The 17,544-nt window shown below is 64.8% G+C and carries 22 protein-coding genes, 2 tRNA genes and 1 pseudogene; 12 read left to right on the top strand and 13 right to left on the bottom strand.

Features of this window, described 5'->3' with window-relative positions; all coding sequences use genetic code 11:
* Positions 1-176: 176 nt before the first annotated feature.
* The 5 genes from CEW88_RS15540 to CEW88_RS15520 all read right to left on the bottom strand — a co-directional run bounded on the left by CEW88_RS15540 (position 177) and on the right by CEW88_RS15520 (position 2,146).
* Positions 177-827 (bottom strand): DUF1376 domain-containing protein, encoded by a 651-nt coding sequence (locus tag CEW88_RS15540; protein WP_254694524.1) that lies wholly within the window; start codon positions 825-827, stop codon positions 177-179.
* Entirely contained in the window at positions 827-1,126 is a 300-nt protein-coding gene (locus tag CEW88_RS15535) for a hypothetical protein (protein WP_108968648.1), read from the bottom strand. The genes CEW88_RS15540 and CEW88_RS15535 overlap by 1 nt, the downstream gene beginning before the upstream one ends.
* Complete coding sequence (locus tag CEW88_RS25315) at positions 1,123-1,419, bottom strand: helix-turn-helix domain-containing protein (protein WP_438839482.1); 297 nt, start codon at positions 1,417-1,419, stop codon at positions 1,123-1,125. The genes CEW88_RS15535 and CEW88_RS25315 overlap by 4 nt, the downstream gene beginning before the upstream one ends.
* 35 nt (positions 1,420-1,454) lie before the next feature.
* Positions 1,455-1,655 carry a hypothetical protein gene (locus CEW88_RS15525; RefSeq protein ID WP_108968645.1) on the bottom strand — a complete coding sequence of 67 codons (201 nt, stop codon included), beginning with the start codon at positions 1,653-1,655 and terminating at the stop codon, positions 1,455-1,457.
* A gap of 170 nt (positions 1,656-1,825) precedes the next feature.
* Entirely contained in the window at positions 1,826-2,146 is a 321-nt protein-coding gene (locus CEW88_RS15520) for a hypothetical protein (protein WP_159099631.1), read from the bottom strand.
* Between the two features lie 278 nt (positions 2,147-2,424).
* Between CEW88_RS15520 and CEW88_RS25225 the strand changes: the two genes are divergently transcribed.
* From CEW88_RS25225 to CEW88_RS25215, 11 genes and pseudogenes are all read left to right on the top strand, one after another.
* Positions 2,425-2,739: a helix-turn-helix domain-containing protein gene (locus CEW88_RS25225; RefSeq protein ID WP_108968641.1), complete on the top strand. Its 315-nt coding sequence runs from the start codon at positions 2,425-2,427 to the stop codon at positions 2,737-2,739.
* Positions 2,740-3,100: 361 nt separating this feature from the next.
* Entirely contained in the window at positions 3,101-3,448 is a 348-nt protein-coding gene (locus tag CEW88_RS24520) for a hypothetical protein (RefSeq protein WP_159099630.1), read from the top strand.
* 296 nt (positions 3,449-3,744) lie between these two features.
* Positions 3,745-3,876, top strand: coding sequence for a hypothetical protein (locus CEW88_RS25120; protein ID WP_302664674.1), 132 nt, complete (start codon positions 3,745-3,747; stop codon positions 3,874-3,876).
* Entirely contained in the window at positions 3,876-4,280 is a 405-nt protein-coding gene (locus CEW88_RS15500) for a hypothetical protein (protein ID WP_108968637.1), read from the top strand. The genes CEW88_RS25120 and CEW88_RS15500 overlap by 1 nt, the downstream gene beginning before the upstream one ends.
* Positions 4,193-4,636: pseudogene (locus CEW88_RS25220) on the top strand (DNA translocase FtsK); the annotation flags it as partial. The gene CEW88_RS15500 and the pseudogene CEW88_RS25220, both read left to right, overlap by 88 nt.
* A 57-nt stretch (positions 4,637-4,693) precedes the next feature.
* The gene (locus CEW88_RS24925; protein WP_438839481.1) at positions 4,694-4,987 is read left to right on the top strand and encodes a DUF2312 domain-containing protein; all 294 of its coding nucleotides are present in this window, start codon (positions 4,694-4,696) and stop codon (positions 4,985-4,987) included.
* Positions 4,987-5,292, top strand: a complete 306-nt coding sequence (locus CEW88_RS15490; protein WP_108968634.1) for a hypothetical protein — start codon at positions 4,987-4,989, stop codon at positions 5,290-5,292. Before CEW88_RS24925 ends, CEW88_RS15490 begins: the two co-directional genes overlap by 1 nt.
* A complete protein-coding gene (locus CEW88_RS15485) occupies positions 5,292-7,502 on the top strand; it encodes a DNA cytosine methyltransferase (protein ID WP_108968632.1) in 2,211 nt (736 codons plus the stop codon). The genes CEW88_RS15490 and CEW88_RS15485 overlap by 1 nt, the downstream gene beginning before the upstream one ends.
* A 346-nt stretch (positions 7,503-7,848) precedes the next feature.
* Positions 7,849-7,974 (top strand): hypothetical protein, encoded by a 126-nt coding sequence (locus CEW88_RS25115; protein WP_302664673.1) that lies wholly within the window; start codon positions 7,849-7,851, stop codon positions 7,972-7,974.
* Positions 7,975-7,997: 23 nt separating this feature from the next.
* Positions 7,998-8,273 (top strand): helix-turn-helix transcriptional regulator, encoded by a 276-nt coding sequence (locus CEW88_RS15480; RefSeq protein ID WP_108968630.1) that lies wholly within the window; start codon positions 7,998-8,000, stop codon positions 8,271-8,273.
* A gap of 289 nt (positions 8,274-8,562) precedes the next feature.
* The gene (locus CEW88_RS25215) at positions 8,563-9,465 is read left to right on the top strand and encodes a tyrosine-type recombinase/integrase (protein ID WP_108969862.1); all 903 of its coding nucleotides are present in this window, start codon (positions 8,563-8,565) and stop codon (positions 9,463-9,465) included.
* On the opposite strand, the gene CEW88_RS15470 is transcribed toward CEW88_RS25215, so the two are convergent.
* Together CEW88_RS15470 and soxR are read right to left on the bottom strand one after the other, a co-directional pair.
* Positions 9,422-9,497, bottom strand: a tRNA-Val gene (locus tag CEW88_RS15470). The two genes, CEW88_RS25215 and CEW88_RS15470, sit on opposite strands and share 44 nt — an antisense overlap.
* A 34-nt stretch (positions 9,498-9,531) precedes the next feature.
* Positions 9,532-10,011, bottom strand: coding sequence for a redox-sensitive transcriptional activator SoxR (gene soxR / locus CEW88_RS15465; protein ID WP_108968628.1), 480 nt, complete (start codon positions 10,009-10,011; stop codon positions 9,532-9,534).
* Between the two features lie 95 nt (positions 10,012-10,106).
* Between soxR and CEW88_RS24515 the strand changes: the two genes are divergently transcribed.
* Positions 10,107-10,301 (top strand): hypothetical protein, encoded by a 195-nt coding sequence (locus CEW88_RS24515; RefSeq protein WP_159099628.1) that lies wholly within the window; start codon positions 10,107-10,109, stop codon positions 10,299-10,301.
* Between the two features lie 65 nt (positions 10,302-10,366).
* Here the strand turns inward: CEW88_RS24515 and CEW88_RS15460 are convergent.
* The 6 genes from CEW88_RS15460 to CEW88_RS15430 form a co-directional block, all read right to left on the bottom strand.
* Positions 10,367-10,441 (bottom strand) — tRNA-Val (locus tag CEW88_RS15460).
* 317 nt (positions 10,442-10,758) lie between these two features.
* The gene (lon, locus tag CEW88_RS15455) at positions 10,759-13,164 is read right to left on the bottom strand and encodes an endopeptidase La (RefSeq protein ID WP_108968626.1); all 2,406 of its coding nucleotides are present in this window, start codon (positions 13,162-13,164) and stop codon (positions 10,759-10,761) included.
* A 268-nt stretch (positions 13,165-13,432) separates the two neighbouring features.
* Positions 13,433-14,524, bottom strand: a complete 1,092-nt coding sequence (locus tag CEW88_RS15450) for an alkene reductase (RefSeq protein ID WP_108968625.1) — start codon at positions 14,522-14,524, stop codon at positions 13,433-13,435.
* 218 nt (positions 14,525-14,742) lie between these two features.
* On the bottom strand, positions 14,743-15,870 hold the full coding sequence (tgt, locus tag CEW88_RS15445; protein WP_108968623.1) for a tRNA guanosine(34) transglycosylase Tgt: 1,128 nt from the start codon (positions 15,868-15,870) through the stop codon (positions 14,743-14,745).
* 119 nt (positions 15,871-15,989) lie between these two features.
* Positions 15,990-16,790 (bottom strand): CPBP family intramembrane glutamic endopeptidase, encoded by an 801-nt coding sequence (locus CEW88_RS15440; protein ID WP_159099627.1) that lies wholly within the window; start codon positions 16,788-16,790, stop codon positions 15,990-15,992.
* A 28-nt stretch (positions 16,791-16,818) separates the two neighbouring features.
* Positions 16,819-17,439 carry a hypothetical protein gene (locus tag CEW88_RS15430; RefSeq protein WP_159099626.1) on the bottom strand — a complete coding sequence of 207 codons (621 nt, stop codon included), beginning with the start codon at positions 17,437-17,439 and terminating at the stop codon, positions 16,819-16,821.
* Positions 17,440-17,544: the final 105 nt, after the last annotated feature.

Genomic DNA, 17,544 nt, shown 5'->3' with positions numbered 1-17,544 from the left:
CGTCCTCGCCACCGCTGCCTGTCGCGGTATCAAGGTGTTTTTTAGTGTTCGGTATTTTGTTGTTTTGTCCTGTAGGGCAGTCACACCCATGGGCCCAAAAAAGTGGGCACGAAGCCCATGCATCACTGTGCCGTCACTGCGATATCACTGTGATCGTCACAGCGCGTCACACCGCATCACACGCCTCCGGGAGACCCCCGGAGGCCGTTTATTCTTGGAACCTCGCGCGGTATTCCGACCGCTTCCTGCATCGCCACGGACACGTTCTCGTCCGTGCAGTAGAGGTTCGCCTGATCGAGGAAGATGGAGACAGCCTCGACCACCGTGCGGCTCTCCCAGGTCGACTGAGGCCAGCCCATCGCCTTGAGTTTGATCCGCACCCGATTTCGCAGCGAGGACAGTCGGCTTGCCTCGCGGGCCTGATCACGCCCCCTCTTGCGTCGATGCATGTCATGAGCGATCTCGGCGATGACCGGGTGCGCGAGGCGCTGCTTGCGACCGGGCGCTGCACCAGAAATCTCGACCGGAACGAAACCGTAGAGCGCCCCAGGTCGCACCGCGCGCCAACCGGCGACGTCCGGGCCAAATCCGGCGATCTGGGCGAGGCGCACATCATCATCAGGAAGCGTGCCCGCTGGATCCTCTTTGAAGCTTCCGACCCAAAGCAGGAGCGCGGTCCCGATATCACCCCGGCGCCCCTCGGCAATCGCGTGCGCAACGAAGTCGGAGGCCATCAGGCGGTTGATGTAGAGCGGAATCCACTCATGGTTGGAGAGCGTGTCGCCGTATTGCAGTGGGTACCACCACGTCTCGCTGAGAACATCCATCAGAACTTTCCTTTGCTGGGCAGTGCCCGCGCCCGGAGCGCCCAATAGGCCGCCATCTCGAGTTCGAGCGCATATTTCGCTGTCGCAAATCTGGACTCGTCACTCGCAAGCCGGGCATCAATGACCACGCGAGCGCGGCCATGAGCCGGGCCGAGATCGTCGCCCGGAGCTGCACGCGGATAGCTGTCGAGCGCGTCGCTGAGCGCGATGATGCTGTCGGCGCAGGCTGTCATGCCGCCCTTGCGCAGGGCGAGAGCGGTGGCAGCGCTTTCGAAGCATTCACGAGGGCTGCGATTCATCGACCCGCCCTCCGCGCTACGCCGCCGGTCATTCCGGCCCGATGAAGCATCCGCCAAACGGTTGTTCGCCCGACGCCCAAGGCGGTCGCGATGTCATCCAGCTTTGCGCCGGACAGCCGCATCTTCAACGCGCGGGCATCGCCGCCCTTGCGAACACGGGGCCGAGCGCCGTTGGGAAGAGGATCACCCTCTCGCTTGAGGGCGCGCAAGAGGCGCGCCCGACTGCATCCGACCCGATCCGCGACATGCTCGAGCGACAGTCCGGAGCGCCGCAGCTGGCGGGCCTCCCGCATGTCGATCGACGTGGCTTCTGCATTGCGCATCCCTGTCACCAATAGGCAGCGGACAGGTCCGCCCCCCCCTCAGCCGCTTCATCCGCCTCTTTGACGCGGTTGGTGCGGACCCGAACCTGGTGGCTCGCGAGGCCGCTGGACTTGGCAATGTCTCCGCTGGATGTGCCGCCGGCCCGGCTATTTACGAGCGCGAGGAGAGCTTCATCGTCGGAACGTGTCGGGATGCGATAGGCCATGGGCGTTCCTCAGAAGAAGGCCGGGGCCGAAGCCCCGGCAGTTCCAACAGGGAAACGCGGGGCATTCAGCCGCACGCGGCCCCGCTTCGCGCCTTGCAACGGGCGGAGGAGCGCCCGCGCTACTGAATTGCGGTGCGGGCCAGGACCCACCCTTGCGATGCCGGGCGGCGTCATGCCGCCCTCCGCTCGCCTATTTCCGCCTGAAGCGCCGACGACAGGGCCGCGCCGTGCTCGACCATGGCGATCAGAACCTTGTCCGCCGACGGGCGATTGGTGGCGTTCCACCAGTTGCAGGCGGTGGAGAACCGGACCTCGAAATGCGCAGCGACTTCTTCCGGGTTCCGGAATTCCGCGTGCAAGAACCGGCACCAGACCTCGGGCGCAGTCACCCGGACGGCGAACCGGTCCAGAATCTTGGGGCGGGACTGGCGCGGCGTCCGCGCGGCAGGTTGGGCGCCTGTATTGTCTACAGCGAGATGGAGTTTTGGCATGAACATGTCCTCAGGCGGCGGACCTTCCCCGAACCGCAACACGCGCCCGGGCAAGTTCCTCGAATGTCAGGGAGTGGCCACGCCTCTTTGCCGCTTCCACGATCTCAAAATCGTACTTCGCGGGTATGCTGCCGCGATGCTTCCATGCGGCGACCGTCGAGTACGGCTTGCCGAGGTCCAAAGCGAGCTCTGCCATGTTCGGCCAAATGTGGGAGATGTGATCCATAACCGCCATGGCTACGCATCTTGCGTAGTTTAGTCAATACGCACTTCAATAAATGCGATCCGCAATCTGTTTATCTACGATGGAGCATCATGAAATGAGGCTCACCGTGCTCGAAGACCAAGGCGACTCCCGAGACGCAGTTGCGGCTCGCATCTCTCGCATCCGCGAACTCAGCGGACTCAACAAGAAAGACTTTTCGTCTCGCCTGGACATGTCTCCTCAAGCGTGGGGTGATTATGAAAACGGCAAGCGCGACCTTCCGCTATCAATCGCAAAGAAGCTTCGCAGCGTCTACTCTGTGCCACTTGAGTTCACATACTTTGGTATCAGGTCCGACCTGCCGCACAGGATCGCGACTGAACTGTAAGGCAGCCCTTCAGTAAAATCGGCCCAAAAATCCAGAGGCAGCCCGGACGATTTCCGCGCCGCCTTCAGCAGCTTTAGCAAGCATTCCTCGGCTTTTTCTGAAGAATTCGACACGCCTCACCCCGTAAAATGTTCTCATTCCGTTCACGTTAGGCACCCGACTCACGCTAGGTCAAGAGGCGCTGACGTGAACCGGCATCAGCGCTTAACGATAGAAAGGCGCCGGTAGTAGCGAACCCGATAACTACGCATATTGCGCATTTTAATGGTTGACACTACGCATTTTGCGTAGCTATTTGTAGGCACATCTGCCGAAGGCGCACCAGCCGATCGCGGACAAACCTTCATTTGGAGACGCTATTATGCCGGACCAATCGAACCAACAGTTCAGCGCCATCGCCGCTGGGCTTACAAACCCAGAACTCCCCCAATCCCTCCCTTCCGCCGCGCACCAGCTTTGGCTGACTGCCAAGGAACTCCACGGCGCGCCGATTGACGGCGAACGCCTGCAGCGCTTGGAAGCAATGCCCTCCCATTACCCGACGGCTCCCGCTGGCGAGGCCGCGCTCGGCGAGGTCGCAGCCGGCCTTGAGCGGGCGCGCCCTGCGATAAGCAAGGCCGTCGAGGAAGCCCGCCCAAAGCACGACGCGCGGCGCGCAGGCTTCCTGACCCGTTTTCTTCCCCACCATCCGGGCGGCGACGCGGCGTGAGCCGCGTCCATCGCTCGACATCACCCCCGCGACCCCATGGCAGGCGGCATCCCGATGCAGGCACGTTCATCCTCCCTCCCATCGCCTGAGCGCGGAGAGGCAGCGAGAGCAGAAGCCACCACTCACGGACACCACGCCCTCTGTCTCTCACAGGCCCGCGCAGTCGTCGCGGATTTCGCCTGCCATGGGATCGCCGAGATCACCCGCGCCTGCGCGGTGATCGCGGATCGCACAGACGATCCCAGCGAAGCGCATTCGGCCCGCGCGCTGCGCGGCATTCTGGAAGGAGAGTAGACGTGATCAGCAACGCCATCCGCCACCGCGAGCGGTATCTCGACGATTTTTGCAGAGGCATGTGCTGGGGCCTCGGCTTCGCGCTCGGCGCGGCCTGCGTCGGAATCTTCGCGGTCGTGGTGCCCTTTCTCTGATGGGGGATCATCCGAACCCCGATGATGTCTTCCGCGCCAACTCGAAGATCGCGCGGGACGCTTTGGACAAGCTGGCGAGAGAACTGCGCACGGAAGACCAGCACGACCGCGCGGCGATCTGCGAGAGTGCCAGCCGGGTGATCGACACCACCAGCCGGGGCTACATGCTCGCGACCGAAGAGATCAGGCGGCTCAGCCCGATCGAGGATCCTTTTTGGATGGTCTGCCGCAAGCCTCGACACCTTGACGCGAAGACTGAGCCGAAGCGCCGGTTTCCCCGCATCGAGGCTGCACGTGATGAAGCGCGCCGACTGGCATGCGCCCTCGGCGTTTCCTTCGTCATCCTGGTCGCGATCGAGGAGATCGCACCGCAGGACACCAAACCGGGGCGCCTGCCCCACTGAATGCAGGGCATCCCGCCCGCATCCCCTGCCGCAACCCGAATTGCCTCGCTTTCCCCCAAGCGCCAGCGGCAGGGGCCACAACTCCCGCTCGAGGATCGAAGATGCTCATGACCCAGACGACCGACTTCCAGAAGGACTTCGCGAAGGCCAGTCCAGAGCAGATCGTGGCCGCTGCCGCGGTTGTCGTGGATGAGCTTTCGCACCAGGCCGCAAAACTCGTCATCGAAACCCAGAAGGCCTCGACCAGCTACCTGCAGCGCAGCCTCTCGATTGGCTATAACCGCGCAGCTCGCCTGATGGAGCACCTCGAAGCCCTCGGGATCGTCACCAGCGCCGACCATGTGGGTCAGCGCGAGGTTGTCATGACCGAACTGCCGGAGGAACTGCGCGCCGCCGAGATGGCGCGCACGGGGATGAACAAGCGCGCTCCGATGAAGGAGACCGCCGAAGACGTCGAGGTGAAGAACAACGCCTACGGCGTCGCTGCCGGCGAACTGAAGCAGTTCATCGAACGCTTCGAGCGGCTCGAGATCGAGAAGAAAGAGATCGCCGACCAGCAGAAGGAGGTCATGGCCGAGGCCAAGGGGCGCGGCTACGACACCAAGGTCATGCGTAAGGTGATCGCCCTGCGCAAGCGGGACCCGGATGACGTCGCCGAGGAAGAGGCGGTGCTCGAGATGTACAAAGCCGCGCTGGGGATGGACTGATGGAGACGTTCAACCATCTCCCGCCCGAACATCTGGAAGCCGTCGGACAAGCGCGGCTTGGCGCCAGCGCGCCCCGGAAATCCGCAGCCTTTCCGCCCCTCAGAGATCAAGAGGGCCAGGTCTTCGGCGAGGGCTCGCAGAGGCAGCCCCGCGCCGCGCGCGCGCCGTTGCCGTCGGGCTGGTGGGCAGCGGTCCTGATCTTCGGCATCATCGTGACCGGCGGCATGTGGGTGATCTGCGCCGCGGTCGAGCAGCTTGGCGTGACGATCCGCGCGATGGCGGCGTTCCTTGAGGCGCTCTTCTGATGCGCGACACCTTCGACTTTCCCGAACTGCCCGACCGCGCCTTCACCGGCCTGCCGCTGATCGTCGACAGCTTCGCCGGCGGCGGCGGGGCCAGCACCGGCATCGAGATGGCCCTTGGCCGCGGGCCCGACATCGCGATCAACCACAACCCGGCGGCGCTGGCGCTGCACGCGGCGAACCACCCCGACACGCTGCACCTGTCCGAGAACGTCTACCGCGTCGATCCGCTCGACCACCTCGCAGGCAAACACATCGGCCTGATGTGGTTCAGCCCGGACTGCAAGCACTTCAGCAAGGCCAAGGGCGGCAAGCCGGTGGCGCGCAACATCCGCGATCTCGCGTGGATCATCCCCGGGTGGATCGAGCGCATCCAGAAGAGCGGTGGGCGCGTCGACGTGGTGCTGATGGAGAACGTCGAGGAGTTCGCGGGCTGGGGGCCGCTGATCGAGACCGAGCGCGGGCTGGTGCCCTGCCCGGCGCGCAAGGGCGAGACCTTCGCCGCTTGGTGCAAGGCGATCCGCAAGCTCGGCGGGAAGATCGAGCGCCGCGAGCTGCGCGCCTGCGACTACGGCGCCCCGACGATCCGCAAGCGGCTGTTCGTCGCCATCCGCTTCGGCGGCAAGCGCATCGTTTGGCCCGCGCCGACGCATGGCGCGCCGGACTCGGAAGAGGTGAAGGCGGGAAAGCTGCTGCCGTGGCGCACCGCTGCGGAATGCATCGACTGGTCGCTGCCCTGCCCGAGCATCTTCGACAGCAAGGCCGAGATCATGGCCAAGCATGGGCTGCGCGCCGTACGCCCGCTGGCCGTCAACACGCTCGCCCGGGTCGCCAAGGGGCTGCGCCGCTACGTGCTGGACGCCGAGCGCCCCTTCCTGGTCAACCTGACCCATGGCGCGCGCACCGAGGTTCTCGACGATCCGCTGCGCACCGTAACCGGCGCGAACCGCGGCGAGAAGGCACTGGTCACCCCGACGCTGGTGAACGTTGCGAACGGGAAGACCACCGGGCGCGCGCCGAACACATGGCCAGCAACCGAGCCAGTCCGGACCATCACAACCGCAAGCGGCTACGCTCTCACGGCCCCAACCCTTATGCGCCACTTCGGTGCATCGGTGGCCGCCGACATCGGCGCCCCGGTACCGACGATTGTGGCCGGCGGTGGCGGCAAGACAGCACTCGTTACGCCCTCGATCGCCAAATTCATGACGGGCGCCACCGGCAGCGACATCGCGGCCCCGCTCCCAACGGTCACCGCCAACAGCTTCCTCAAGCGCCCGGGCGGCGCCGCTCCGCTCGGCATCCTCGCGCCCCTGCTGGCCAGCCTGAAGGGCACCACGCGCCGCATGGGCCCCGTGGCGCAGCCTCACCCCACCGTCTGCGCCGAAGGCAACCACAGCGCCGTCGTAGCGCCAATGCTGACCTATGCGCAGCAGGGCGGGCGCTGCCGGTCGATCGAGGATCCGCATCACACGATCTGCGCAAGCAAGAAGGATCAGAACAGCATGATCGCCGCGACGATGGTGCATGTCGGGAACGGCGAACGGAAAGGACAGGCACCCCGCGCGCTCGACATCACCGCGCCGCTGAACACCGTCGTCGCCGGCGGAGTGAAGCAATACCCGGTCGCCGCCTACCTCGCCCAGCAGAACAACGACCTGCTGGGCGTGCACCCGGGCCGTCCCGTCAGCGAGCCGATCTCGACCGTCACGAGTTCCGGCAGCCACCAGACGCCCGTCGCCGCATGGCTGGCCAAATACTACGGCACCGGCGACGGCGCCCCGGCACATGAGCCGATGCACACGGTCACCACCAAAGACAGCATGGGCCCGATGCAGGCCGCGCTCGCGGCCCCGCCCTTCGACGAGGCGCACGCGCCGCGGGCCCGCCAGGTCGCCGAACTGCTGCGTCAGCACGGGCTCTGGGATGATCGCGAGTTCGTCACCCTCGAGATCGGTGGCACGTCCTTCGTCATCGTTGACGTGGGCATGCGGATGCTCACCCCGCGCGAGCTCTTCAACGCGCAAGGCTTCCCAGCCGACTACGTGATCGAGGGCGTCTGGCACCAGCGGGACGGCGAGTGGGAGTTCGAGGCCTTCCCGAAGGACGTGCAGGTTTCCTGCGTCGGGAACAGTGTCTGCCCGCCGCTGGCCGAAGCGCTGGTGCGGTCGAATTGCGCGCACCTGGTCGAAGCTCGGGAGGTAGCGGCGTGAGCGTTTTTGCCACCAAAAGCCCCGGAATGGGGCAAGTGTCCAAACCGGGGCGACTGGTAAAACATAATCAATGGCTTCAATTCAATGCCCTCCCTCTCAGCACCGGGGAAATTCCGGCGTTCGTGACCAAGATCTCTGCGGGCGCGTCAGTCCACTCACGGACCTCGGCTACCCTTCGACAACTTGTCATCCCAATCCACAAGACTCAGCCGCCGGTTGCCGAGATTTCTGAGGACGACAACCTGCGGAAACCAGAGCCACAATTGGTTGCGGGTGGGGCAGAAATGCGACCGATGAAATTTAGGGCACCGCCAAGTCCAGCGCTCCTTCACGCCTTTTCCTTAGCATGACCGACCTCCTCACCGCTTTCGTCATCATCTGCGTGCCGATCCGCGTCGCGCACATGCTGATAGGGCTCCCCGCCGCCAGAGCGCGCCGCCGGCGCATCCAGCAGTTCTACCAGCCCAACTAACCCCAATAGAAGGAGCCAGAGGCATGCCCCCCGTTCGCATGGCCCATGTGCAGCCCGCCGAGTTCGCCGTCGAGGCCAGACCACTGGCATACGTCAGCGCAAAGACGCTTAGCATCTTGATGGACATATCTGAGAGCACGATCTGGGACTGGACGCGCAAGGGCCACTTGCCCAAGCCACGGAAGATGCCGAGCGGTGCGACCCGATGGAAGTGGTCGGAGGTTGAAAAATTCATCGATGGCGCGGCAGAGTCGCCCGACGATGCCGATCCAATCCTGAGGGCAAGCCGTGGCCGGTGACATCCGCCTTGAGAAGTATGTTCAGCGCAAGGTTGCGCGGGGGAGGGAGTACTTCTTCTTCCGCGTGGTGCGTCATAGCCAGGAGCTCCGCCGCCCGCTCCCGCATCCGTTCGATGCTGAATACCGCGCAGCTTATAACGCGGCGCACCACGAGGCATTCGGCACCGTCCCGGGAGAGTTCGAGAGCCCAAAGGCCATCGCCCGCCTCATCAGAGACCACAAGGACAGCGCGAGATATGCAAAGCTGCCCAAGGCCAGCCGCCTCCTTCGGGACTACGCCCTAGACTTAATGGCCGACCGCTGGGGCGCCTTCGACGCTGACCAAATCCGACCCATACATGTGCAGGCGGTCTACGACAGCCTTTCCGATCGCCCCGCAACTGCGAACCGCCGCCTTGACGACATGAGCGCAGTGTTCAGCTGGGGCAGGACGAGAGGCTTTGCAGACGACAACCCCTGCCGCCGGATCGAGCGTGTGCAAAGCGAAGAGAGCTACGAGCCATGGCCTGATGACCGGCTCGAAATCCTGATCGGACAAGGCAAGCGACACATCGTGAAGGTCGCCCTAGTCGCGCTCTACACCGGGCAACGCCGCGCTGATGTGATCGGCATGTGCGAGACCCAGATTCGAGACGGCATCTGGACCATCGAGCAGGGCAAGACCGGCAACCCGGTGACTGTCCCGCTGCACCCAGTTGTTCTGGCGATCATCGAGGAAGAACGTGCATCACGGCGCAAGGCTCAGATCGTCGCACCCGCTCTCCCACTCTTGACCAACAGCCGCGGCAAACCGTGGGGAAAAGGCTTCGGCGCCTCTTGGACTAAAGAGCTGATCCGTCTGAAGCTGAGGCCACAGTCCGTCGAGGAAATCGAAGCCGGGCAGTTCCGCCCGACCTTCCACGGGCTGCGCACGACGAACGCAACAGTCATCGCCAACACCGTCGCCAGAAGCCCCGAGCTGTTCGGAGGCATCCAGCGTGTTCAGGCAATGCTCGGGCACCTGTCTGAGCGCATGTCGAAGCACTACGCTAGACGCGCGGAGGTTGAGCACATGAACCGCGAGACGGTGCTACTACTACCAGACTTTGGGAAACAGAATCCCGAAATTGGGAAACATGAAGACGGTGAAGCCGCTAAGTTATTGAAAATGGTGGGTGATGAGGGACTCGAACCCCCGACATCTTCGGTGTAAACGAAGCGCTCTACCAACTGAGCTAATCACCCGTGAAGCGCGGTTTAGACAAGCTTCGGGCGGCTTTCAAGCCTGATCCTTCGTCATCGCATCAATCCAGACGCGCGGCCCCGGGCCCTCTCGACCGCGGCGGTCCGAGGGATTGTAAAGCGGGCAGGTCTCCAGCGACAGGCAGCCGCAGCCGATGCAGCCATCGAGCTCGTCGCGGAGTTGTTCGAGCTGGGCAATCCGTTCGTCGAGCTGCGCTCGCCAGCCGCGTGAGACCGCCTGCCAGTCAGCCTTGGAGACCGCCCTGTCGCGCGGCAGGGCGGCCAGCCTATCACGAATTTCCGCCAGCGGGATCCCGAGCTGCTGTGCCATGCGGATCACCGCGATCCGGCGCAGCTCGCGGCGATCGTAGCGGCGATGGTTCGCCTCGGTACGCCAGCTTTCGATGAGTCCCTCGGATTCGTAAAAATGGAGCGTCGAGACAGCGATCCCGGCGCGGGCGGCAACCTCGCCGACGCTGAGGTCATTGTGGCGCGAACGGCCGGCGGCTCGGGACATAGATATCTCCTCCTGGATGAGAATGGCGCTTGACCTCAAGTGGACTTGAGGATGCAGGATCGCAGGCGTTCCGCGACTCTGCAAGGAGAGAGACAGTGACCGCACTCAGACCAAAGACGACGCAGCCCCGCCCGAGACCTCGGATTATCGAGCTGTTCCAGCGCTGGAGGACAGCGCGCCGGATTGCACGGCGCAGCGCCGAGCTGCGCAGTGATCCCTGGCTCGCGCGCGACGCGGGGCTGGCCGACGGTGGCCCGCCGCCCCCGCCGCCGCAGCGCTACCGCGGTTGAACCGCTGTGCTGAAACGAGAAGAGGCGCACCTCGGGAAAACCGGACAGTGCGCCTCTTGGAAGAATGGTGGGTGATAAGAGATTTGAACTCCTGACATCTTCGATGTGAACGAAGCGCTCTACCACTGAGCTAATCACCCGGTAGGCGGGCTTTTACTCATATGACTTGGGGGGCGCAAGAGGGATCGGGGCAAAAAACCCACAAATTTTTGGGCCTGCCGCCACGACATCCATGGCAGCTTCGGCGCTGCGGCGCACCGCCCCGGCTGGCAGGGATTTCAAGAACCCTTTCGCCGTGTTGCTGATGCGAAGCCACACGGAATACGTTGTCCCAGAAGAAGCGCGCAGCGGCGGGCGCGGCCGGCATGGCGCGTGTTCGTGCTGGCGGAGGCAGCGGGTGAAACGCGAAGGGGCGGACCCGAAGGTCCGCCCCTGATGCTCTGTGCGGTCGCGCCGGTTAGTGCGCCGTGGCGCCGGTGGCCTTGTCTTCGTTGGCGCGCAGGGCGGCTGCGGCCTCTTCGGCCTCCTCGTCCCACTCGATGGGTTCGGGCTTGCCGATGAGCGCCATCTCCAGCACCTCGGAGACGTGCTTGACCGGGATGATTTCGAGACCAGTCTTCACGTTCTCCGGCAGCTCGGCGAGGTCCTTCTCGTTCTCCTCGGGGATGAACACCGTCTTGATGCCCCCCCGCAGGGCCGCGAGCAGTTTCTCCTTGAGCCCGCCGATGGCGGAGGCATTGCCGCGCAGGGTCACTTCGCCCGTCATGGCAATGTCCTTGCGCACCGGAAGCCCGGTCAGCACCGAAACGATCGCCGTCACCATCGCGAGGCCGGCCGAGGGGCCGTCCTTGGGTGTGGCACCGTCCGGCACGTGCACGTGGATGTCCATCTTGTCAAACTTCGGCGGCTTCACCCCGAGCTGCGGCGAGATGGACCGGACGTAGCTGGACGCTGCCTCGATCGACTCCTTCATCACGTCGCCGAGCTTGCCGGTGGTCTTCATCCGGCCCTTGCCCGGCAGGCGCAGCGCCTCGATCTGCAAGAGGTCGCCGCCCACCGAGGTATAGGCAAGGCCGGTGACCACACCCACCTGGTTCTCGTCCTCGGCAAGACCGTAACGGAACTTCTTCACGCCAAGGAAGTCGTCGAGGTTCTCGCGCGTGACTTCCACGTGCTTGGTCTCGCCCTTGACGATCTTGGTCACGGCCTTCCGCGCGATCTTCGCCACCTCGCGCTCGAGGTTCCGCACACCGGCCTCGCGCGTGTAGTAGCGCAGGATGTCGGTGAGCGCCTCGTCGGTGATGGTGAACTCGCCCTTCTTCAGGCCATGCGCCTTGATCTGCTTGTCGAGCAGGTGACGCTTGGCGATCTCGAGCTTCTCGTCCTCGGTGTAGCCCGAAAGCGGGATGATCTCCATCCGGTCAAGCAGCGGGCCGGGCATGTTGTACGAGTTCGAGGTCGTCACGAACATGACGTTCGACAGATCGTATTCCACTTCGAGGTAGTGGTCGACGAAGGTGCCGTTCTGTTCGGGGTCGAGCACCTCGAGCATCGCCGAAGCCGGATCGCCACGGAAGTCCTGACCCATCTTGTCGATCTCGTCGAGCAGGATGAGCGGGTTGGTGGTCTTCGCCTTCTTCAACGCCTGGATGATCTTGCCCGGCATCGAGCCGATGTAGGTCCGGCGGTGGCCGCGGATCTCGGACTCGTCACGCACCCCGCCCAGCGAGATGCGGATGAACTCGCGCCCGGTGGCCTTGGCCATCGACTTGCCAAGCGAGGTCTTGCCCACGCCCGGAGGGCCGACGAGGCAGAGGATCGGCCCCTTCAGCTTCTGGCTGCGCGCCTGCACCGCGAGATACTCGACGATACGTTCCTTGACCTTGTCGAGGCTGTAGTGGTCGTGATCGAGGATTTCTTGGGCGCGACCCAGGTCCTTTTTCACGCGGCTCTTCACACCCCACGGAATGGACAGCATCCAATCGAGGTAGTTCCGCACCACGGTGGCCTCGGCGGACATCGGGCTCATGTTGCGCAACTTCTTGAGCTCGGCCTCGGCCTTTTCCTTGGCCTCTTTCGAGAGCTTGGTGGCCTCGATCTTCTCAGCCAGCTCGTTGATCTCGTTCTGGCCGTCCTCGCCGTCGCCGAGCTCCTTCTGAATGGCCTTCATCTGCTCGTTCAGATAGTACTCGCGCTGGGTCTTCTCCATCTGCGACTTGACGCGGGTCTTGATCTTCTTCTCGACTTGCAGGACCGAAAGCTCGCCCTGCATCAGGCCGTAGACCTTCTCGAGCCGCTCGCTGACCGGCAGGGTTTCCAGAAGCTCCTGCTTCTGTTCCACCTCAATGCCGAGATGGCCCGCGACGAGGTCGGCGAGCTTGGCCGGATCGGTGGTTTCCGAGACCGCCGAGAGCGCCTCTTCGGGGATGTTCTTCTTGACCTTGGCGTAGCGCTCGAACTCCTCGCCGACGGTGCGCACCAGCGCGGTGATCGCGGCGGGGTCGCCCGGCATCTCGGACAGATATTCGGCCTTGGCTTCGAAGAAGCGATCGTTCTCAAGGTATTCGGTGATCTTGACGCGCGCCTGCCCCTCGACCAGCACCTTCACGGTACCGTCGGGCAGCTTCAACAGCTGCAGCACGTTGGCGAGCACGCCGGTCTTGTAAATGCCGTCGGAATCGGGGTCGTCGACGGCAGGGTCGATCTGGGCGGCAAGCAGGATCTGCTTGTCGTCCGCCATCACCTCTTCCAGCGCGTGCACCGATTTCTCGCGCCCTACGAAGAGCGGCACGATCATGTGCGGGAACACGACGATGTCCCGCAGCGGCAGCACCGGATAGGATGTGTTGAGAGGCTGTTGCATACGCATTCCTTGCTACTGGCAGGACGGTCCGGCCCCGGATATCGGCGACCTCTGCCGTCCCCTGTCGAGGTATTCAGGTGGGGCGCATCCGTTAACTTTTCAAGCGCGCCAGACCCGTTTCCCACCAATGTGACGCTCCGCTGCGCCGGGTGCAAGCGGGCAATTCGTGGAAGGCGGGAGATTGCGGGGGGCGCGGTGCCAAAACCTTGAAACAGCCTTAACGGCAACACAGGAAAGCACCGGGGCCGCCCCCGCCCCCCCCCCGGCCTCAGGCGGCCTCGGTCAGCGTCGGGTAGTCGGTATAGCCTTCCGCCCCACCGCCGTAGAAGGTGTCCTGATCGCCCTCGTTGAGCGGCGCCGCCTTTTCAAGGCGCGTCACGAGGTCGGGGTTCGAGATGAAGGGCCGGCCGAAGGCGACAAGGTCCGCCTTGCCCGAGGCAACGGCCTCGATGGCCATCTCGCGGTCGTAACCGTTGTTGCCCATCCAGACCCCCTCGTAGAGCGCCTGCAGCGTGTCGAGGCTCTCGCCCTCGTTCAGTGCGCGCGGGCCACCGGTGGTGCCTTCGACCACATGCAGATAGGCCAGCTTGTAGGCGTTGAGCTTGCCCACGACATACTCGAAGAGCGGCTGCGGATCGGCGTCGGTGATGCCGTTCGCGGGCGAGAAGGGCGACAGACGCAGGCCGGTGCGATCGGCGCCGATCTCGTCCGTGACCGCGTCCAGCACTTCGAAGAGGAAGCGCGCACGGTTCTCGATAGAGCCGCCGTACTGGTCCTCGCGCTGGTTGGCCCCGGTCTTGAGGAACTGGTCGATCAGATACCCGTTGGCGCCATGCACCTCGACGCCGTCGAAGCCCGCCTCGATGGCGGCTCGGGCGGCGTGGCGGTAGTCGGCGACGATGCCGGCGATCTCATCCGTCTCCAGCGCGCGGGGCGTCGAGGTCTCTTCGAAACCGTTCAGCGTGAAAGTCTTGCCGCCTGCCGCAATGGCCGAGGGCGCGACGGGCGCCTGCCCATTGGGCTGCAGCGATGTGTGGCTGATCCGACCGACATGCCAGAGCTGGATGACGATCTTGCCGCCTTCGGCGTGTACGGCGTCAGTCACCTTCTTCCAGGCTTCCACCTGCCCCGGCGAGTAGATGCCCGGGGTCTGGATATACCCCTTGCCCTGCGGCGAGATCTGCGACGCCTCGGTGACGATGAGGCCGGCGCCGGCGCGCTGGCGGTAGTATTCGACGTGCAGCTCGTTCACCTCGGCCGTGTCATTGTCTGCGCGATTGCGGGTGAGCGGAGCCATCACCACGCGGTTCGCCATCTTGATGGCACCGGCGGTGAAGGCGGTAAACAGGGCCTCGGTCATGGAGCGTCTCCCTTGCTTTGGGCCTAGGTAGCGCCGGGCTGACCCGGCATCGGAGTGCAAAGATAGGAACCTGCTGCGCCGCGGCAACCGCGCAGTGAGCTGTGCGGAAATGCACGGAGGACATGGCTGGGTGCGGTTGGACGCGAACGCAGAGACGGCGCCACGTTCCCGCGGCGCCGCCTTTTGATCGGTCCGGCCCCCTTGCTTGGGGTGTCGCTTCAGAGCGGGGGAATGTCACCCTCGGCGCGCTGCGCGTGGAACTGCTCTTCGAAGGCGGCGAAGGTGCCGCCCGCGATGGCGTCGCGCATCCCCTGCATAAGCTCCTGGTAGTAATGCAGGTTGTGCCAGGTCAGCAGCATGCCCGAGATCATCTCCCCGGCGCGGTAGACGTGGTGCAGGTAGGCGCGCGAATAGCTGCGGCAGGCCGGGCAGCTGCAATCTTCGTCGAGCGGGCGCGGGTCGTCCTGGTGGCGGGCGTTCTTGATGTTGACCATGCCGTGCCGGGTCCACGCCTGGCCGGTCCGACCCGAGCGCGAGGGCAACACGCAATCCATCATGTCGATGCCGCGCTTCACTGCGCCGACGATGTCGTCGGGCTTGCCGACGCCCATCAGGTAGCGCGGCTTGTCCTCGGGCAGTTGGCCGGGCGCGAAATCGAGCACCTTGAACATCGCCTCCTGCCCTTCGCCGACGGCGAGGCCGCCCACCGCGTAGCCGTCAAACCCGATGGAGGTCAGCGCCTCGGCGCTTTCGCCGCGCAGGTCTTCCTCGAGGCCGCCCTGCTGGATGCCGAAGAGCATGTGGCCGGGCCGGTCGCCGAAAGCGTCGCGCGAGCGCTGTGCCCACCGCATCGACAGGCGCATGCTCTGCTCGATGCGCTTGCGGTCGGCGGGCAGCGCCGGGCATTCATCGAAGCACATGACGATATCCGAGCCGAGCAGCCGCTGGATCTCCATCGAGCTTTCCGGTGAGAGCATGTGCTTGGAGCCATCGATATGGCTTTTGAACGTGACCCCTTCCTCGGTCAGCTTGCGCAGCCCCGAAAGGCTCATCACCTGGAAGCCCCCGGAGTCGGTCAGGATCGGCCGCTCCCAGTTCATGAACTTGTGCAGCCCGCCAAGCCGCGCCACCCGCTCCGCGCCGGGGCGCAGCATCAGGTGATAGGTATTGCCGAGCAGGATGTCGGCGCCGGTGGCGCGCACGTTCTCGGGCAGCATCGCCTTGACGGTGGCGGCGGTGCCGACGGGCATGAAGGCGGGGGTGCGGATCTCGCCGCGCGGGGTAGAGATCACCCCGGTGCGTGCGGCCCCGTCCCGGCCATGAAGGGTAAAGGAAGTCAGGCTCATGCGGTTCCTCTGCCCCAAAGCGGGGGATTTGCCAAGGGGCCAGCCCACCTGCGCGGCGCAAACCAGCCCGCGCGGAGCGTATTCGGCCGTCTCGGATCCGGCCCGCGCACCTTTCGACCTCAGGCGCGCTGCACGGCCTCAACACGCGAGCCGCGGAGCAGCCAGAGCCCGTAGATCAAGTTCGGCAGGACAATCAGCAGCGGCAGCACCAGAAGCCCTGGCGTCAGCTCAAGACCGCCCGCCGCCTGCAACTCCTTCAGGTCTCTCATAGCCCCCGCGCTCACCACCACGAGGAAGGTCGCGCAGTCCCAGAGCGCATGAACGAGGATGGCGACCCAGAGCGAGCCGGTGCGCAACAGGATCGCCATCAGCATGAGCCCAGTGCAGAAGGCCGCCAGCGCCTGCATCACCGCGAGGACGAAGCTGCCGGTCAGAAAGCCGTTGAGCACATGCACCAGGCCGAAGGCGCCGGTGGTCCAAAGGATCGCCGGCCAGGGTCGCATCCGCTCGCGCAGCGCGCCGAAGAGCACGCCGCGGAACATCACTTCCTCCGAGAATCCGACAAGCAGCGTATTGACCAGCACCAGAAGCATCACACCTGGGTCGGGCAGCCCCAGCGCCGCCGCCAGTCCGAACATCGCGAGCACGATCAGCGCCGGAAGCCAGAGCAGCTTCAGCGTGGCGGGTGCCGGGGCGCGGAATCCCAGGTCGCGCCATCCGCGCCAGACAATCACGCAGACCAGCAGCACGCCCGCTAGCGCGATCTGCCAGGCGATGCCCTGCGTCGCGATGTCCTCGAGTTCGACCGGCTCGCCCAAGACCCCTGCCCCGAAGACCGTCACCGCCACCCATGCGATCAGCGTGCCAAACGCGATGCCGGTCCGATGTCCGCCGCCTGAGGAGTGCGCCAAGTCCGTCATGCTCGGTACTCCGTCCCACGACCCCGGCTCATTCAATCGTTACCACCAGCTCGAAATCCTGTGCCGTGCTCTGTGAGTTGACCACCTCGAGGTTGATGTCGCCGGACTGAGGCAACTGGCCCTTGAAGGGAACCGCGGCATCGGTGCCTGCAAGCAGGATCGAGCCGTCCGGGTTGCGCAAGATATAGTACATCTTTCCTCCCTTCGGATCGAGGCGCAGGTCGAGCACCTGCCCCGCCCGAGCGCCGAGCGCGAATTGCTTCGCACCCCCGGGCTCGAGCGCCCCGCTCAAGGCGGCGCCGCTGGTGCCCGGAGCGAAGCTGATGCGCTCGGGCGCAAACGCCGCCTTCTCCGCCGCGCGAGCGAAGGCGCCTTCGGCCTCATCTGCGTCGGCCAGTTCGAGCGACTCGACGGTCCCGTCCCGGTAGCCGAAACACTGCCAGATGCGCCCGTCGCCATCCTTCAGGAAGACCATCGTACCGGCCTCGGAGTACAGGGTGTCGATCACCTCGCCGCCGGGCTGCGTGGCGGCACCGCTTGCAATCAACCTGTCTATGCACCCGTCGATCACCGGCTGGACAAGCGGGTCCTCTGCGCGGGCGGCATGGCCAAGGCAGAGCGCCATAAGAGCCAAGGGCAGTGTCTTCATGCTCATTCCTCCTCGGGGTCTATCCATCCTTACCACAGAGACTTGGCGCAACCTACGGAACTTGCGGGCGAGTCGGGTGCCACGCGCGCGACGCGAGCAGGTCGG

The sequence above is a fragment of the Alloyangia pacifica genome, from assembly GCF_003111685.1.
GTDB lineage: Bacteria > Pseudomonadota > Alphaproteobacteria > Rhodobacterales > Rhodobacteraceae > Salipiger > Salipiger pacificus_A.
The sequence above is the reverse complement of the archived record's forward strand: the minus strand, read 5'-3'. Positions and strand labels throughout refer to the sequence as shown.

Bases quoted from the DNA above. Each gene is read 5' to 3' on its own strand.
- CEW88_RS15540 (WP_254694524.1), bottom strand. From the start codon at position 827: ATGGATGTTCTCAGCGAGACGTGGTGGTACCCACTGCAATACGGCGAC.
- CEW88_RS15535 (WP_108968648.1), bottom strand. From the start codon at position 1,126: ATGAATCGCAGCCCTCGTGAATGCTTCGAAAGCGCTGCCACCGCTCTC.
- CEW88_RS25315 (WP_438839482.1), bottom strand. From the start codon at position 1,419: ATGCGGGAGGCCCGCCAGCTGCGGCGCTCCGGACTGTCGCTCGAGCAT.
- CEW88_RS15525 (WP_108968645.1), bottom strand. From the start codon at position 1,655: ATGGCCTATCGCATCCCGACACGTTCCGACGATGAAGCTCTCCTCGCG.
- CEW88_RS15520 (WP_159099631.1), bottom strand. From the start codon at position 2,146: ATGCCAAAACTCCATCTCGCTGTAGACAATACAGGCGCCCAACCTGCC.
- CEW88_RS25225 (WP_108968641.1), top strand. From the start codon at position 2,425: ATGCGATCCGCAATCTGTTTATCTACGATGGAGCATCATGAAATGAGG.
- CEW88_RS24520 (WP_159099630.1), top strand. From the start codon at position 3,101: ATGCCGGACCAATCGAACCAACAGTTCAGCGCCATCGCCGCTGGGCTT.
- CEW88_RS15500 (WP_108968637.1), top strand. From the start codon at position 3,876: ATGGGGGATCATCCGAACCCCGATGATGTCTTCCGCGCCAACTCGAAG.
- CEW88_RS24925 (WP_438839481.1), top strand. From the start codon at position 4,694: ATGAACAAGCGCGCTCCGATGAAGGAGACCGCCGAAGACGTCGAGGTG.
- CEW88_RS15490 (WP_108968634.1), top strand. From the start codon at position 4,987: ATGGAGACGTTCAACCATCTCCCGCCCGAACATCTGGAAGCCGTCGGA.
- CEW88_RS15485 (WP_108968632.1), top strand. From the start codon at position 5,292: ATGCGCGACACCTTCGACTTTCCCGAACTGCCCGACCGCGCCTTCACC.
- CEW88_RS25115 (WP_302664673.1), top strand. From the start codon at position 7,849: ATGACCGACCTCCTCACCGCTTTCGTCATCATCTGCGTGCCGATCCGC.
- CEW88_RS15480 (WP_108968630.1), top strand. From the start codon at position 7,998: ATGCCCCCCGTTCGCATGGCCCATGTGCAGCCCGCCGAGTTCGCCGTC.
- CEW88_RS25215 (WP_108969862.1), top strand. From the start codon at position 8,563: ATGGCCGACCGCTGGGGCGCCTTCGACGCTGACCAAATCCGACCCATA.
- soxR (WP_108968628.1), bottom strand. From the start codon at position 10,011: ATGTCCCGAGCCGCCGGCCGTTCGCGCCACAATGACCTCAGCGTCGGC.
- lon (WP_108968626.1), bottom strand. From the start codon at position 13,164: ATGCAACAGCCTCTCAACACATCCTATCCGGTGCTGCCGCTGCGGGAC.
- CEW88_RS15450 (WP_108968625.1), bottom strand. From the start codon at position 14,524: ATGACCGAGGCCCTGTTTACCGCCTTCACCGCCGGTGCCATCAAGATG.
- tgt (WP_108968623.1), bottom strand. From the start codon at position 15,870: ATGAGCCTGACTTCCTTTACCCTTCATGGCCGGGACGGGGCCGCACGC.
- CEW88_RS15440 (WP_159099627.1), bottom strand. From the start codon at position 16,790: ATGACGGACTTGGCGCACTCCTCAGGCGGCGGACATCGGACCGGCATC.
- CEW88_RS15430 (WP_159099626.1), bottom strand. From the start codon at position 17,439: ATGAAGACACTGCCCTTGGCTCTTATGGCGCTCTGCCTTGGCCATGCC.